The organism is Streptomyces sp. NPDC001410 (genome assembly GCF_042895235.1).
Lineage (GTDB): Bacteria > Actinomycetota > Actinomycetes > Streptomycetales > Streptomycetaceae > Streptomyces.
Window position 1 is genome coordinate 354,618 of sequence record NZ_JBIAWE010000007.1, and the last position, 15,534, is coordinate 370,151.

Consider the following 15,534-nt stretch of genomic DNA (forward strand, 5'->3'; position numbering starts at 1 on the left):
GGATCTTTACCTTCCCATGAACTCCGTTTGGATGGAGGGTCCGTAAAGGGTGTTTGGAGGTGATTCCGTTCCTCCTTCACAGGTGCAGCGGAGCGTGGTGTTGCGGACTCGTTAAGTAGTTCCGCTTGACGCCGGGTAGCGGCTCCGCGTTGGCTTTTCGGACACCTGGGTCTAAAGCAGCACCCACGTCCGGAACACACCTGAAGTGAGCCCTCGTATGCGTCGTATCGCCATAGCCGTGGCTGCATCCACGATGACCCTTTCGCTTGCCGGCTGCGGCGTGCTGGACGCGACGGGGGACGGCGCGAGCGCGAGCCCCACGAAGGGCGACGACGTCACCATCGGACTGCTGCTGCCGGAGAAGGCGAACAGTCGCTACGACAAGTTCGACTACCCGATCATCAAGAGCAAGGTCGAGGAGCTGACCGACAAGAAGGGCAAGGTCGAGTACGCCAACGCCGACGCGGACGCCGCCCGGCAGGCCGGCCAGATGCAGACGATGATCGACAGCAAGGTCGACGTCATCATGGTCGACGCGGTCGACTCGCACGCCATCGCGGGCCAGGTGAAGAAGGCCAAGGACGCGGGCATCCCGGTCATCGCCTACGACCGGCTGGCCGAGGGCCCCATCGACGCCTACATCTCCTTCGACAACGAGCTGGTCGGCGAGGTGCAGGGCCGCACGCTGCTGGAGGCGCTGGGCTCGAACGTCGACACCTCCGACAAGGTCGTCATGGTGAACGGCTCGCCCACCGACCCGAACGCCAAGCAGTTCAAGCAGGGCGCGCTGTCCGAGCTGAACGGCAAGGTGACGATCGCGGAGACCTACGACACCACGGACTGGAAGCCGGAGAACGCCCAGGCCGAGATGACCGAGGCGATCAGCAAGATCGGCAAGAACAACATCGCCGGGGTCTACGCCGCCAACGACGGCATGGCGGGCGGTGTCATCAAGGCGCTGAAGGCGGCCGGTGTCACCAGCCTGCCCCCGATCACCGGCCAGGACGCCGAACTGGACGCGGTGCAGCGGGTCGTCGCCGGCGAGCAGTACATGAGCGTCTACAAGTCCTACCCGGACGAGGCCGAGGCCGCGGCCCAGATGGCCGTCACCAAGGTGCAGGGCAAGGACATCCAGTTCGACGCCCTCACCCAGGACAAGGTGGACAGCCCCACCACCAAGGCCATCCCGTCCAAGCTGGTCCAGGTGAGCCCCCTGATCAAGAGCAGCATCAAGGACACGGTCATCGCCGACGGGATCTACACGATCGACGAGATCTGCACCCCCAAGTACAAGGCGGCCTGCGCGGCCATCGGCCTGAAGTAGGCCCGGGGCGGTAGCCCCTCGGCCCGGAGCCGGGCAGGGGCAGAGGGCTCGCACGTGACGCGGCGGGCGCCGGAAGGTCTCGGCGTCCGCCGCGTCACGTGCTGAGCGGCCCTCCCGTATCGCGCCACCCCCGTGGGCGCGATACGACGGTCCCGGCCGAACGGGGGGAGCCCGACCGGGACCGCTCCGGGTGCTGCTGCACCCGGGGGAAGCGAGATCAACGATGCCCCGGTGGGGTGCGACCCACCACCATCATCTTGTTGCAATGCGACGGGCGGAGGCCGGTTGAAAACGGGTCGTAACGTCGGTTTTCGCCTCCCGTGGTGCGTGGAGCCGTGTTGCGGACCCGGTCCGGGCCGCGCATAGTTGCGCTGCGGAAGAGGCAGCAAGCCGGGGGTGGAATGGGCGATGGCCAGGCACGGGACGGAGAAGCATCCCCACGGTGCCGACCGACTGTGCGAGGTCGGGGATCGCGTGTATTCCCGGGCCGTACGTCGGGGACGGGTGCCGCGCACGGACGCGGAACAGGTGCCCTGCCTGCTGGAGCTGGCCCTCCTGCACCCCGATCCGGACGACATGGACTGGCTGGTGCCGACCTCCCCGCAGGAGGTCATGACCCGGCTGCTGCGCGGGGTCTACGACGAGGTCAGGGAGAGTCAGCAGCGGGTGGGTTCGGCGGTGGCCGCGGTCGAGCGGTACGCCGGTCTGGGCCGGCAGCTGCAGGCGCCGGCGGCACCGGGCGAGGGCACCGCCATCCGCGTGCTGGACGGGCTGTCCCGCATCCAGGCCGCGATGGACGAGGCGACCGAGGCGTGCACCACCGAGGTGCTCACCGTGCAACCAGGCGGCATCCGGCGCGAGGCCGAGCTGACCGAGGGACTGCACCGGGCGCTGGCGCTGCGCGGCCGGGGCGTGCGCATGCGCGACCTGTACACGCATGTGGCCCGGCACGGGCAGGGGCTGCTCAACTACCTGGAGCTGATGGGTGACACGGTGGAGGCCCGCACCCTGGACGAGGTCATCGACCGGCTGATCCTCTTCGACCGCACCGTCGTCTTCATCCCCGCCAACGCCGAGCGCACGATGGCCCTGGAGCTGCGCCACCCGGCGCTGGTCGAGTACTTCGTCACCGTCTTCGAGCGGCTGTGGCGGCTCGCCCTGCCGCTGACGGCTCCGCTCCCCGACACCGGCATCGAGGGCATCTCGCACCGCGAGCGCTCCATCGCCGCACTGCTCGCCGAGGGCCACCAGGACGCGGTGATCGCCGAGCGGCTCGGCATAAGCGTCCGCACCTGCCGGGCCCACATCGCCCGCCTGTCGGACACCCTCGGCGCGGCCAGCCGTACCCAACTGGGCGTGCGCATCGCCCAGGTCGGCCTGAACGGCCCCCCGCACCCCGGCCCGCCGGCCGCGCTCACGCTTCCCGGTCAAGGATCCCCGAGCGTGCGATGAGGTAGCCGAGCTGGGCGCGGCTGTCGCTGCCGAGGGTGGTGGCGAGTTTGGCGATGTGGACGCGGGCGGTGCGGACGTTCATGCCGAGGCGGTCGGCGATGACGGCGTCGGTGTGGCCCTCCACGAGAAGAGCGGCGATGGCCCGTTGGCGCGGGGTGACGCCGCCCAGCGTGGGGCGCTGGACGGCCTCGGGGTACATGGGGGTGGCCAGCCGCCAGAGGCGGTCGAAGGCGGTCACGAAGAAGCGGAGCAGGGCCGGGTGGCGCACCTCCAGGGCGAGCCGGCCGTCGTCGCCGGCCGGGATGAACGCCACCGTGCGGTCGACGGCGATGAGCCGGTCCGGCAGCTCGTCCAGCGTGCGCGCCTCCGCCTCCCCGCGCAGCTCCTCGTAGCGGGCGAGGACGAGCGGCACATGGCGCTGGGTGTGCTGGTAGAGGGTGCGGATACGGCCGCCCCGGTCGAGCAGCGCCTGGTCGCGGTCCATGGCCACCGCCTGCGCGACCCGGCCGCGGTCGCTGTTGTAGTGCACGTTGGGCTGGATGCAGAGCACTTCGTCGGCCGCCTGGGCCATGGCGTCGCTGATGGCGCCGTTGATGCGTTCCGTTCCGCTGAGGATCCGCAGGGTGGGGGTGTCGGTGTGCGTCCCGTGCCGGGGCGCGACGCGCATCAGCGGCTCGAACAGCTTCGTCAGCCGCTCCTCGCGGCGGCGTTCCTCGGCGATACGGGCGCGGGAGCCGCGCAGCAGATGGTTCAGCAGGGCGGCGGGGGCTACGGGTTCGAGCCGGCCGAGGTCGTCGACGGACGGGTGCAGCAGTCCGAGGTCGGTCAGACAGGGGGTGTCCGCCGCGTCCGCGGTGCGGATGTGGCCGGCCCGCAGGACCCGCTCGTACAGCTCGGCGCCCGCGTCGCACAGCTCGTCGATCCCGTGCTCAAGGTGGGTCACCGGACCGCCTCCTCCAGCTCGAGTATCCCGGACGTCGCTATCAGATAGCCGAGTTGGGCCCGGCTCTGGCTGCCGAGGGTCGCGGCGAGCTTGGCGATGTGGTCCCGGGTGGTGCGGACGTTCATGCCGAGGCGGTCGGCGATGACGGCGTCGGTGTGGCCCTCGGTCAGCAGCCGGGCGATGGCGCGCCGGCGCGGGGTGACGCCGCCCAGCGTGGGGCGCCGGACCGGTTGCGGGTACATGGGCGTGGCCAGCCGCCACAGCCGCTCGAAGGTGGTCACGAAGTACGCGACCAGCGCGGGGTGGCGGACCTCCAGCGCGAGGGTGCCGTCGTCGTCCGCGGGGAGGTAGGCCACCTGGCGGTCCATGACGATGAGCCGGTCGGTCAGCTCGTCCAGGCAGCGGCCCTCGACGTCGCCGACGAGCCGCTCGTTGTAGGCGTGCACGGCCGGCAGATGGACCACCGTGTGCTGGAAGAGGGTGCGGATACGGCCCCCGCGGTCGAGCAGCCGCTGGTCGCGGTGGTAGGCGACGTCATGGGCGACCTCGCCGCGCGGGCCGACGAGGCCGGTGTGCGGCTGGATGCACAGGACCTCCTTGCGCGCCTGCTCCATGGCCTCGGTGAGGGCCTGGTTGATCCGCTGGGTGCCGCTGTGCAGCCGCAGCAGCGGGGATTCGGCTCCGGTGTCGGCGGCCCGCGGCCCGTCCGTCCGCATCAGCGGCTCGAACTGCTCCACCAGCCGGTCCTCGCGCCGGTACTCGTCCGCGATCCGGGCCCGGGAGCCGCGCAGCATCCGGATCAGGGCGGCGGCGGGGGCCACGGGTTCGAGGCGGACGGGGTCGTCGTGGGCCGGATGCAGCAGCCCGAAGCGGGTGAGGCAGGGCGCCTCGACGGCCTCCTGCGCGCACAACCAGCCGTCGCGCAGGGCCTGTTCGTATAGCTTCACCCCGGCGGCGCACAGCTCTTCGGCTCCGTGGTCCCGGTGTGGTGCCGTGCTCACTCCGATGTCTCCTCCTGCTTCAGGATCCCCGACTCGCCGATCAGATAGCCCAGTTGGGCCCGGCTCTCGCTGCCGAGGGTGGCGGCGAGCTTGGCGATGTGGAGGCGGGCGGTACGGACGTTCATGCCGAGGCGGTCCGCGATGGCCGTGTCGGTGTGGCCCTCGACGAGAAGGGCGGCGATGGCGCGCTGGCGCGGGGTGATGTCGCCCTGCGCCGGCGGCTGGGCGACCTCGGGGTACATGGGCGTGGCCAGGTGCCAGAGCCGGTCGAAGACCGTGACGAGGTAGTCGACCATGGCCGGGTGGCGGATCTCCAGGGCGAGCGTGCGCTCCTTGTTCGCGGGGATGAAGGCCACGGCCCGGTCGAAGACGAGCAGCCGCTCGGTGACCTCGTTCAGCGTGCGCGCCTCCACGTCGCCGTGCAGCCGTTCGTAGCGGGACTGCACGGTGGGGGCGTGTCGCAGCGTGTGCTGGTAGAGGGTGCGAATGCGTCCGCCGCGGTCCAGCAGCGCCTGGTCGCGGACGTAGGCGAGTTCGAGGTTCTCGGGCAGCGTACGGGTCGCGGTGTGGTGGGGGTGGATCGCGAGGAACTCGGTCGTGGTGTCCGCCATGACGTGGGAAATGGCCTGGTTGATCCGGTCGTTGCCGCTGTGCACCCGAAGCGTCGGCGTCTCGCCGGAGGCCTCGGCGAGGCCGGCGCTCCGCAGCAACGGCTCGAAGGCCTGGGCGAGGCGGGTTTCGCGCCGCCGTTCCTCGGCGACGCGCTCCGCGGAGGTGCGCAGCAGCTGCCGCAGGGCGACGGCCGCGGCGACGGGCTCCAGCACATCCATGTCCGTGACGGTCGGCTGCAGCAGCCCGAACCGCAGCAGGCAGGGCGCCGCCGCGGCCTCCGCGCCGCTGATCCGCCCCTCGTGCAGGGCGCGTTCGTACAGCGCCGTCCCCGCCGGGCACAGCTCCTCCAAGCCGTGCTCAGGGTGCGCTGCCGCGCTCACTCGTGTTCCTCCTCCAGGTCGAGTATCCCCGACTGCCCTATGAGGTAGCCGAGTTGGGTCCGGCTCTGGCTGCCGAGGGTGGCGGCGAGCTTGGCGATGTGGAGGCGGGCGGTGCGGACGTTCATGCCCAGTCGGTCCGCGATGACGGTGTCGGTGTGGCCCTCGGTCAGCAGCCGGGCGATGGCGCGCTGGCGCGGGGTGAAGCCGTTCAGGGACGGGCGCTGGGCGACCTCGGGGTACATGGGGCTGGCCAGGTGCCAGAGGCGGTCGAAGATGATCGCGAAGTAGTCGAGCAGCGCCGGGTGGCGGATCTCCAGGGCGAGGGTGCGGTCCTTGTTCGCAGGGATGAAGGCCACCTGGCGGTCGATGATGAGCAGCCGCTCGGTGACCTCGTCCAGGGTGCGGGCCTCCACGTCACCGCGCAGCTGCTCGTAGCGGGAGGCGACCCTCGGCACGTGGCGCTGGGTGTGTTGGTAGAGGGTGCGGATACGGCCGCCGCGGTCCAGCAGCGCCTGGTCGCGGATCAGGGAGGCGTTCCGTACGGCGTCGTTCCCGCGACTGTGGGGCTGGATGGCGAGGATCTCCCCGCAGACGCGCTCCATGGCCTCGGAGATGGCGACGTTGATCCGGTCGAGTCCGCTCAGCATCCGGATGCCCGCGACCTCCGCCGGGGCCGGATCCGGTGCCGCGAGGACGAGGAGCGGTTCCAGCGCCTCGGCGAGCCGCGCGCCCTGCCGGCGCCGGTGGGCGATGTCCTCGTCCACGGTGCGCAGCAGCCGGGGGAGGGCGACGGCGGGTGCCACCGGTCGCAGCCGCCGCGGGTCCGTCACGTCCGGCTGCAGAAGTCCCGCGTCGATGAGACAGGGCAGCGCGTCGGCGTCGCCGGCCGGGACCTGGCCCTCACGCAGCGCGCGGGTGTAGAGCTGCAGACCCGCCTCGCACAGTTCCTCCGGTCCGTGGTCGTGCGCTGTTGCGGTCAAGGATGGCTCTCCCCGTGTGGTTCAGGGCTCCTGCTTCAGGATTCCGGACTGGGCTATGAGGAATCCGAGCTGGGCCCTGCTGCCGCTGCCCAGGGCCTGGGCGAGCTTGGCGATGTGGGCGCGGCAGGTGCGGACGTTCATGCCCAGGCGGCGGGCGATGGCCTCGTCGACATGGCCCTCGACCAGGAGCTTGGCGATGGAGTGCTGGATGTCGGTGATTCCGTCGGGGGCGGTCTCGTAGGGCGCGCCGGCGCTCAGCGGTACCGCCCGGTTCCACATGAACTCGAACACCTTGATCAGGTAGCCCACCAGGCCGGGGTGACGGAGTTCCAGGGCCACCTGACGGTCGTCCCGGATGGGGATGAACGCCACGGTCTCGTCGCAGATGATGAGCCGCTCCACCAGTTCGTCGATGGTGCGGTACTCCACTTTGCCGTTGGCGAACTGGTCCACGTAGGCGAGTCGCTCGGGGCTGTACCTGGCGGTGTGCTGGTAGAGGGTCCGGATCCGGACACCTCGGTCGATCAGCGGCTTGTCACGTTCGAGCCCTTCGATGAGTCTGCGCTCGGGGTGACGGGCGCTGGGCTGGACCGTGAGGACTTCGCTCTGGCACTGGGCCGTGGCCAGGTCGAGTGCCGCGTTGATCCGGTCGAGACCCTCCAGCACGGTGACGGCGTGCGCGGACGTCGTCGTCTGGGCGCTGAGGTCCATGAACGGCTCGAACGCCTCGGCAAGTTCGGTTGACAGCTTCCTGCGCTCGGTGATTTCGCGCTCGAGGGGGTTGAGCCGCTGGGCCAGGGCGACCGACGCGGGGACGGGACGCAGCCAGTTCGGATCGTCAGGATCGGGATGGAGGAGGTCGAACTCCACCAGACACGGGGCGACCTCCGCGTCCGCGCGGGGGATACGGCCTGTGCGCAGCGCGTTCGCGTAGAGACGGCTCCCCGCCTCGCACAGATCGGTCAAGGCATGGGGATGTGTCTCTTTAATGCGATTCGTCACCAAATCTCCACCCCCCAGGGTCCTGAACATGCAGGAACATGATGCACTGAATGTGTGGCCATGACGTGCCCGAATGAGCCATCGTCTTGTTCGACGGGGGAAGAGGGGACTTTCAAGTGAGGACGAAGCCGACTATGCGAAAGAGAATGCTTCGCTCGATACTTGTCGCCGCCTTCTCCGCCGTTGTGGCCTTCGGATCGCTGAGTGGCCTCTCTGGCGCGAAGGGTGACGCGCGAGCGGACACCGTCTGGTCTGTTGTCAAGACCGACTCGGGTCAGGTCGCTACGGATGCCGCTCCAGCCTTCCCGGACGACACGGTCTGGAGCTGACGTGACCACTCCACCGGACGACCGCTCCTTCCGACGTGAAATGGCCACCGCCTACCGCTCGGGCTGGCACTTCATCGACCTGGTCACCGCCATCCCCCACAGCGGTGACTCGCTGATGGTGACCGTGTTCGGAGAGCCGGTCGTCGTCACCCGTGACGAGGAAGAGGACGTACGGGCGTACCGGTGTCTGCGCAAGCCCCGCGGGGCGCCGCAGCCGGTCCGGTGTGCCATCCGGTACGGCATGATCTTTGTGAACCTGGACCAACGCGACCATCGGCTGGCAGAACCGGAGGTCGTGGACTTGAGGACTATTTCGGCCACCCCCCGCAGTGCCTGACGCGATTCCCCCGTCGTAAAAGATCGCTCAGGTACTTCCCCCCGCAGCGGCGTCACCGTGACCTGAACACGGTGACGCCGCTGCAGTTTGTGCCGACATTTCGGGCTATGGGAGCGATCCCAGGTGGCTGAAACCGACCGGTTGACCGCCTCGCCTCAGCCCCTCCCCAGCGCCCGCTCCAACTCGATCTCGATCACCACCCGGGAGGGGTTCTCCCCGGGCTCCCGGTGGTACCGCTCGGCGTACCGCCGCTCCGCCTCGGCCACCCGCTCCGGCTCGGTGTGCACATGCGCCCGGCCCTCCAGCGTGGCCCAGCGCCGGCCGTCCACCTGGCACACGGCGACCCGGGCGCCCTCGGGTCCGGCCGCGAGGACGTGGGACACCTTCGCGCTCGTCTTGTTCGTGATCACCCTGGCCAGCCGCGCCTCGGGGTCGTAGGTCACCCCGACCGGCACCACGTGCGGGCTGCCGTCGGGACGCAGCGTGGTCAGGGTGCACAGGTGCCGTTCCCGCCAGAAGGCGAGATACGGCTCGTCCGGCGTGGCCGGGTCCTGGGAGTAGGTGGGCATGGATCGAAACCTAATTGCAGGAAGCTGCAATCCCCAAGGGAGTCACATCCCGCACCGCATCCCGCACCTTGAGTGGAATAGACTCAACTTTGTGTACGCTGATTAAGTCAGCAGTGGGAGAGTGACAGCGGAGACACGGCCTGCGAGCCGACGCCGAGGAGGAGAACGCGAACGTGGACGCCGAGCTGACCAACAGGAGCCGGGACGCGATCAACGCGGCCAGCAACCGGGCCGTTACCGAGGGGCATGCGGACCTCACGCCTGCCCACCTCCTCCTCGCGCTTCTCGCGGGGCAGGACAACGAGAACATCACCGACCTGCTGGCCGCCGTGGAGGCCGACCAGGTGGCGGTACGCTCCGGGGCCGAGCGGGTGCTCGCCTCGCTGCCCAGCGTGACCGGCTCCACCGTGGCGCCCCCGCAGCCCAATCGTGAGCTGCTCGCGGTCCTCGCGGACGCCGCCGAGCGGGCGAAGGCACTCGGTGACGAGTACCTGTCCACCGAGCACCTGCTGATCGGCATCGCCGCGAAGGGCGGCGCGGCCGGTGAGGTGCTCCAGGGGCAAGGGGCGGACGCAAAGAAGCTGGAAGAGGCCTTTCGGAAGGCCAGGGGGGGACGCCGCGTGACCACCGCCGACCCCGAGGGCCAGTACAAGGCCCTGGAGAAGTTCGGCACCGACTTCACCGCCGCCGCCCGCGAGGGCCGGCTCGACCCGGTCATCGGGCGGGACCAGGAGATCCGCCGGGTCGTGCAGGTGCTGTCGCGTCGTACGAAGAACAACCCCGTCCTCATCGGCGAGCCCGGCGTCGGCAAGACCGCCGTGGTCGAGGGCCTCGCCCAGCGGATCGTGAAGGGGGACGTCCCCGAGTCGCTGAAGGACAAGCAGCTGGTCTCCCTCGACCTCGGCGCGATGGTGGCCGGCGCCAAGTACCGCGGCGAGTTCGAGGAGCGGCTGAAGTCCGTGCTCGCCGAGATCAAGGACTCCGACGGGCAGATCATCACGTTCATCGACGAGCTGCACACCGTCGTGGGCGCCGGCGCCGGCGGGGACTCCGCCATGGACGCGGGCAACATGCTCAAGCCGATGCTGGCCCGCGGCGAGCTGCGCATGGTCGGCGCGACCACCCTCGACGAGTACCGGGAGCGGATCGAGAAGGACGCCGCCCTGGAGCGCCGCTTCCAGCAGGTGCTGGTGGCGGAACCGACCGTCGAGGACACCATCGCCATCCTGCGCGGCCTGAAGGGCCGGTACGAGGCCCATCACAAGGTGCAGATCGCGGACAGCGCGCTGGTGGCCGCTGCCACCCTCTCCGACCGCTACATCACCTCCCGCTTCCTCCCCGACAAGGCCATCGACCTGGTCGACGAGGCGGCCTCCCGCCTGCGCATGGAGATCGACTCGTCCCCCGTCGAGATCGACGAACTCCAGCGCTCCGTCGACCGGTTGAAGATGGAGGAGCTGGCGATCGCCAAGGAGACCGACCCGGCCTCCCGCGAACGCCTGGAGAAGCTGCGCCGCGACCTCGCCGACAAGGAGGAGGAGCTGCGCGGCCTCACCGCCCGCTGGGAGAAGGAGAAGCAGTCCCTCAACCGGGTCGGTGAGCTGAAGGAGCGCCTCGACGACCTGCGCGGCCAGGCCGAACGCGCCCAGCGCGACGGCGACTTCGACACCGCGGCCAAGCTGCTGTACGGCGAGATCCCGCAGCTGGAGAAGGAGCTGGAGGAGGCCTCGGAGGCCGAGGAGGAGGTCGCCAAGGGCACGATGGTCAAGGAGGAGGTCGGCTCCGACGAGATCGCCGACGTCGTCGCCGCCTGGACCGGCATCCCGGCAGGCCGCCTGCTGGAGGGCGAGACGCAGAAGCTGCTGCGCATGGAGGAGGAGATCGGCAAGCGGCTGATCGGGCAGAGCGAGGCCGTCCGCGCGGTCAGCGACGCCGTACGACGCTCCCGCGCCGGCATCGCCGACCCCGACCGGCCCACCGGATCCTTCCTCTTCCTCGGCCCGACCGGCGTCGGCAAGACCGAACTCGCCAAGGCGCTCGCCGACTTCCTCTTCGACGACGAGCGGGCCATGGTCCGCATCGACATGTCGGAGTACAGCGAGAAGCACAGCGTGGCCCGCCTGGTCGGCGCGCCCCCCGGGTACGTCGGCTACGAGGAGGGCGGCCAGCTCACCGAGGCCGTCCGCCGCCGCCCCTACACCGTCGTGCTGCTGGACGAGGTGGAGAAGGCTCACCCCGAGGTCTTCGACATCCTCCTGCAGGTGCTGGACGACGGCCGCCTGACGGACGGTCAGGGCCGCACGGTCGACTTCCGCAACACCATCCTGGTGCTCACCTCCAACCTGGGCAGTCAGTACCTGGTCGACCCGGTGCTCGGCGAGGCGGAGAAGAAGGAGCAGGTCCTGGAGGTCGTACGGACCTCCTTCAAGCCGGAGTTCCTCAACCGGCTCGACGACCTGGTGGTCTTCTCGGCCCTGAACAAGGACGAGCTGGCCCGGATCGCCCGGCTGCAGATCGACCGCCTGGCCAAGCGGCTGGCCGAACGCCGGCTCAGCCTGGACATCACCCCCGAGGCCCTGGCCTGGCTGGCGGACGAGGGCAACGACCCGGCCTACGGCGCCCGCCCGCTGCGCCGTCTCGTCCAGACCGCCATCGGCGACCGCCTCGCCAAGGAGATCCTCTCCGGTGAGGTCAAGGACGGCGACACGGTCCGCGTGGACCGCTTCGGCGAGGGGCTGATCGTGGGACCGGCGACGGGCAAGACGCTGTAGGACGCGTCGGAGTACGGCCCCTTCCTCCGCTCACCTTCCGGTGGCCGGAGGAAGGGGCCGTCGCGTTTCGGCGGTCGGCGGGTGGGCGTCACACGGTAAAAGCCGAGAAGCGCACCCGCGCGGTGTCCGGGCCCTCGTACGTCACGTTCACGGTGACCGCGTTCGCATCGACGCCGGCCGGAGGCTCGTGCTCCTGGGAGTTCAGGTTCAGGCACAGGTCCGCCCCCTCGTCGCAGAGCTCCGTGCCGGGCGCCGGTCCCTTCGGGTAGGTGTGCGTCAGCCAGTCGCGCACCGCCGTCCGTGGCATCCGGAAGGCGGCGTGGTAGGAGGTGTCCTGCCACGCCTGCACGGTGCACTCGGTGTCGTACGCCCCCTTCGGCAGCTTCGCCCCGCCGAAGTGCAGCGCCTCGGCGCACGGCACCTTCTCCGGGCCCCCGCCCAGCGGATAGTCCGAGGTCGCGAACCGCACCACCACCACGACCAGCCACACCACGACCAGGGCGGGAAGCGCCATGATCAGCGCGAAAAGCCCCCATCTGGTCCACCCTCTTGCCGCCACACCGGCCCCCATCGCCCGCCGACCCTCCACCCGACCAGACGGATCATGTCAGCCGAGGGCTGACAGGCCCCGTCGGGGCTTGCCACCCCCCTCCCCGCATGAGGGAGGATGACGGAATCCGCATGAAGGGAAAATCACGGTGAGCATCGACCCGTCCTCGATTCCGAACTTCGGGGGCCAGCCCGAACCCCAGTCCCAGGGACCAGCCGGCCCCGTCGTTCCGGATCAGGACCTCGTGAAGCAGCTCCTGGACCAGATGGAGCTGAAGTACGTCGTCGACGAGGAGGGAGACCTCGCGGCGCCGTGGGAGCTGTTCCGCACGTACTTCATGTTCCGCGGGGAGGCCGAACAGGCGGTCTTCTCGGTGCGGACCTTCTACGACCGCCCGCACAAGATCGACGAGCGGCCGCAGCTGCTGGAGTCCATCGACGACTGGAACCGCCGCACGCTGTGGCCCAAGGTGTACACGCACACCCACGACGACGGCACCGTCCGCCTCATCGGTGAGGCCCAGATGCTGATCGGCACCGGCGTCGACATCAACCACTGGGTCTCGTCCACGGTCAGCTGGGTGCGGGCCGCGATCGAGTTCGACAAGTGGCTGGTCGAGCAGCTGGGCCTGGAGCAGGAGATCGACGACGCGGAGAAGCCCGAGGAAGACGGGGAGTAACCAAGTCGGCCGGATCCGGGGGCGACAGCCCCCGGACAGGGCTCACATGGCCCGAAGCCGCCCCGCCGCCTCCCGCAGGACCTCCTCGCGCTTGCAGAACGCGAACCGCACGAAGGGCGCTCCCGCCTCGCGGTCGTCGTAGAAGACCGCGTTGGGGATGGCCACCACGCCCGCCCGCTCCGGCAGGGCGCGGCAGAAGGCGAAGCCGTCCTTCTCGCCGAGGGGGCGGATGTCGGTCGTGATGAAGTAGGTGCCGGCCGGCTTGAAGACCTCGAAGCCTGCCTCCGTCAGCCCGGCCGCCAGGATGTCCCGTTTGGCCAGCATGCCGGCGCGGAACCCCTCGAAGTACGTGTCCGGCAGAGCCAGGGCCTCCGCCACCGCGTACTGGAAGGGGCCGGAGGAGACGTAGGTCAGGAACTGCTTCGCCGAGCGGACCGCGGTCACCAGCTCCGGCGCCGCCGTCACCCAGCCGACCTTCCAGCCGGTGAAGGAGAAGGTCTTGCCCGCCGAGCCGATCGTCACCGTCCGCTCGCGCATCCCGGGGAACGCGGCCAGCGGCAGGTGCTCGGCGTCGTCGAAGACCAGGTGCTCGTAGACCTCGTCCGTCACCACCAGCAGGTCCCGCTCCACCGCCAGCTCGGCGATCGCGGCCAGCTCCGCGCGCGTGAGGACCGTACCGGTCGGGTTGTGCGGAGTGTTGATCAGCAGCAGCCGGGTGCGGTCCGTGACCGCGGCGCGCAGCTCGTCCAGGTCCAGCCGGAAACGCGCCCCCTCGTCGAAGGCCGGCCGCAGCGTCACCGGCACCCGCCGGCCGCCCGCCATCGCGATGCTCGCAGCGTAGGAGTCGTAGTACGGCTCCAGGGCCACGACCTCGTCGCCCGGCTCCAGCAGCGCCAGCAGCGAGGCCGCGATCGCCTCCGTCGCGCCCGCCGTGACCAGTACCTCGGTGTCGGGGTCGTACGACAGCCCGTAGCGGCGCTGCTGGTGCGCGGCGATCGCGGTGCGCAGCTCGGGGACGCCCGGGCCCGGCGGGTACTGGTTGCCGCGCCCGTCGCGCAGTGCGCGTACGGCGGCCTCCCGGACCTCCTCGGGGCCGTCGGTGTCGGGAAAGCCCTGGCCCAGGTTGATCGACCCGGTCGCCACGGCGAGGGCGGACATCTCCGCGAAGATCGTCGTCCCGAACTCGGCGAGACGGCGGTTGAGGTGCGGGCGCGCGCTGGACGTCATGCCGGCCATCCTGCGCCCAAGCTCTGGACTTCCTCAACTCTGCTTTGAGGCACAAGAGGGTCGGGCATCCCCCCGTCACCGCACTACGGGCGGCAAGGACGAGGCGTCCACGGGGGCCGCTTCGGGGGAACGGAAGGAGGGCGACGCCATGAGTGACACCGCGATCGAACTCACCATGCTGGCGGTGGGCGTGGTTGTGCTGACCCTGGCGAGCAAGATCCGTCGGAAGCGGCATGCCGGGCCGTCGCTCCGCAAGGGACGGGGGCGGAACCGGGCGTACGGCTCGTCGTCGTCCAGCGCGGGGGCCAGTTGGTGGGCCGGTGACGCGGGCGGCGGTTCGTCGTCCGGCGGCCATCACTCGGGTGGCCATCACGGCAGCCACCACTCCTGCGGTGGGGGCTCCTCCTCCTGTGGCGGGGGCTCTTCCTGCGGTGGGGGTTCCTCCTGTGGCGGGGGCGGATGCGGTGGAGGCGGCTGACACGGGGCAGCCGAGCTTCCCCGCCCCCGGGCGCCCGTCGGACGAAGGTATTCCGCGGGCGCCCGACCGTTTTGTCCGCGCGCGGGGCGCACGCCGTAGTTGAACAGTTGAACTGTGGAGCCCTCTGAGGGATGGAAACCCCACGAAGTTGGGTAAAAACGCTGTGGCGGAGCCACTCTTCATGATTCCCTCTAAATCACCAGCGCAGCCCCGCGGACGTCCTGTGGACGTCCTGCAGACCCCCCTCCCCGGCCGGGCAGGCCGGGCTGACCGGGCTGACATGGCCGATCTCCCCCTCTTCTTTGCGCGTTAGCGGAGCCGATCCATGCTCACGACCCTCAACACCTCCTACACCGATACCCGCGCTGCCGATCTCGCCTGGGCCCTGGGGCGCGAGCCGCTGCCCGCCCTGGCCACCCTCGATCTGGAACTGGCGGGAGCAAAGCTGCAGTTGAGACTGCTGGGCGCTTCCCACCAGGTACTCCTGGAGGAGGAGCGGGGCATTTGCTCGGAGACGGTCGCATGCATTCCCGGATCAAGTACCCCGCTGCCGCTGGGCGTCGCCAAGCGGGTCGGCGACTGGGAGTACGAGTTCGCGGCGCGCGTCGAGGTGCTCACACCGGGCTCGTTCGCAGGCCGCGCCCAGGAGTTGCTGGCCCTCGTCTCCGAGCATCCGCACGGCCTCGCCGGTGTCTTCCCCGGCAGCCCGCACGCCTTCACCGCGATGCTGGCCCAGCGCCACCAGGGCCAGGTGCACTGGCGCACCTGGCACGCGTACCCGCAGGACGGGCAGTTGGTGGCGACTCGGACCCGGGTCGGGTCACGGGAGCCGGTGGCCCACTCGAGCTAGATCTCGTCGTACACGCTCTCGGCCGACATAAACCGGCAATGCGTCAACTG

General features: G+C 70.1%; 14 protein-coding genes. 6 read left to right on the forward strand and 8 right to left on the reverse strand.

The window, feature by feature from the left end:
- Positions 1 to 217 precede the first annotated feature (217 nt).
- Positions 218 to 1,324 (forward strand): sugar ABC transporter substrate-binding protein, encoded by a 1,107-nt coding sequence (locus ACFY3C_RS17890; protein WP_386573136.1) that lies wholly within the window; start codon positions 218 to 220, stop codon positions 1,322 to 1,324.
- A gap of 408 nt (positions 1,325 to 1,732) precedes the next feature.
- The gene (locus ACFY3C_RS17895) at positions 1,733 to 2,776 is read left to right on the forward strand and encodes a LuxR C-terminal-related transcriptional regulator (RefSeq protein WP_390771388.1); all 1,044 of its coding nucleotides are present in this window, start codon (positions 1,733 to 1,735) and stop codon (positions 2,774 to 2,776) included.
- Here the strand turns inward: ACFY3C_RS17895 and ACFY3C_RS17900 are convergent.
- Genes ACFY3C_RS17900 through ACFY3C_RS17920 form a run of 5 tightly spaced genes read right to left on the reverse strand, consistent with a single transcriptional unit; the run spans position 2,739 to position 7,724 of the window.
- On the reverse strand, positions 2,739 to 3,719 hold the full coding sequence (locus ACFY3C_RS17900; protein ID WP_390771389.1) for a LuxR C-terminal-related transcriptional regulator: 981 nt from the start codon (positions 3,717 to 3,719) through the stop codon (positions 2,739 to 2,741). The two genes, ACFY3C_RS17895 and ACFY3C_RS17900, sit on opposite strands and share 38 nt — an antisense overlap.
- Positions 3,716 to 4,720, reverse strand: a complete 1,005-nt coding sequence (locus ACFY3C_RS17905) for a helix-turn-helix transcriptional regulator (RefSeq protein WP_390771390.1) — start codon at positions 4,718 to 4,720, stop codon at positions 3,716 to 3,718. Before ACFY3C_RS17905 ends, ACFY3C_RS17900 begins: the two co-directional genes overlap by 4 nt.
- Complete coding sequence (locus ACFY3C_RS17910) at positions 4,717 to 5,712, reverse strand: LuxR C-terminal-related transcriptional regulator (protein WP_390771391.1); 996 nt, start codon at positions 5,710 to 5,712, stop codon at positions 4,717 to 4,719. Before ACFY3C_RS17910 ends, ACFY3C_RS17905 begins: the two co-directional genes overlap by 4 nt.
- Positions 5,709 to 6,692 (reverse strand): LuxR C-terminal-related transcriptional regulator, encoded by a 984-nt coding sequence (locus ACFY3C_RS17915; RefSeq protein ID WP_390771392.1) that lies wholly within the window; start codon positions 6,690 to 6,692, stop codon positions 5,709 to 5,711. Before ACFY3C_RS17915 ends, ACFY3C_RS17910 begins: the two co-directional genes overlap by 4 nt.
- A 21-nt stretch (positions 6,693 to 6,713) precedes the next feature.
- Positions 6,714 to 7,724: a helix-turn-helix transcriptional regulator gene (locus tag ACFY3C_RS17920; RefSeq protein ID WP_386573013.1), complete on the reverse strand. Its 1,011-nt coding sequence runs from the start codon at positions 7,722 to 7,724 to the stop codon at positions 6,714 to 6,716.
- Between the two features lie 300 nt (positions 7,725 to 8,024).
- Here ACFY3C_RS17920 and ACFY3C_RS17925 point away from each other — a divergent pair, with 300 nt between their 5' ends.
- The gene (locus tag ACFY3C_RS17925) at positions 8,025 to 8,360 is read left to right on the forward strand and encodes a hypothetical protein (protein ID WP_386573014.1); all 336 of its coding nucleotides are present in this window, start codon (positions 8,025 to 8,027) and stop codon (positions 8,358 to 8,360) included.
- Between the two features lie 155 nt (positions 8,361 to 8,515).
- Here ACFY3C_RS17925 and ACFY3C_RS17930 read toward each other — a convergent pair whose 3' ends face one another.
- A complete protein-coding gene (locus ACFY3C_RS17930) occupies positions 8,516 to 8,929 on the reverse strand; it encodes a pyridoxamine 5'-phosphate oxidase family protein (RefSeq protein WP_390771393.1) in 414 nt (137 codons plus the stop codon).
- Between the two features lie 173 nt (positions 8,930 to 9,102).
- Between ACFY3C_RS17930 and clpB the strand changes: the two genes are divergently transcribed.
- Positions 9,103 to 11,700 (forward strand): ATP-dependent chaperone ClpB, encoded by a 2,598-nt coding sequence (clpB, locus tag ACFY3C_RS17935; protein WP_390771394.1) that lies wholly within the window; start codon positions 9,103 to 9,105, stop codon positions 11,698 to 11,700.
- A gap of 88 nt (positions 11,701 to 11,788) precedes the next feature.
- Here the strand turns inward: clpB and ACFY3C_RS17940 are convergent, their stop codons facing one another.
- Entirely contained in the window at positions 11,789 to 12,214 is a 426-nt protein-coding gene (locus ACFY3C_RS17940; RefSeq protein WP_390771395.1) for a hypothetical protein, read from the reverse strand.
- Positions 12,215 to 12,398: 184 nt separating this feature from the next.
- Here ACFY3C_RS17940 and ACFY3C_RS17945 point away from each other — a divergent pair, with 184 nt between their 5' ends.
- Positions 12,399 to 12,929: a YbjN domain-containing protein gene (locus ACFY3C_RS17945; RefSeq protein WP_386573018.1), complete on the forward strand. Its 531-nt coding sequence runs from the start codon at positions 12,399 to 12,401 to the stop codon at positions 12,927 to 12,929.
- 42 nt (positions 12,930 to 12,971) lie between these two features.
- Here the strand turns inward: ACFY3C_RS17945 and ACFY3C_RS17950 are convergent, their stop codons facing one another.
- Positions 12,972 to 14,165: a pyridoxal phosphate-dependent aminotransferase gene (locus ACFY3C_RS17950; RefSeq protein WP_390771396.1), complete on the reverse strand. Its 1,194-nt coding sequence runs from the start codon at positions 14,163 to 14,165 to the stop codon at positions 12,972 to 12,974.
- A gap of 794 nt (positions 14,166 to 14,959) precedes the next feature.
- Here ACFY3C_RS17950 and ACFY3C_RS17955 point away from each other — a divergent pair.
- Entirely contained in the window at positions 14,960 to 15,484 is a 525-nt protein-coding gene (locus ACFY3C_RS17955) for a DUF2617 family protein (protein WP_390771397.1), read from the forward strand.
- Positions 15,485 to 15,534: the final 50 nt, after the last annotated feature.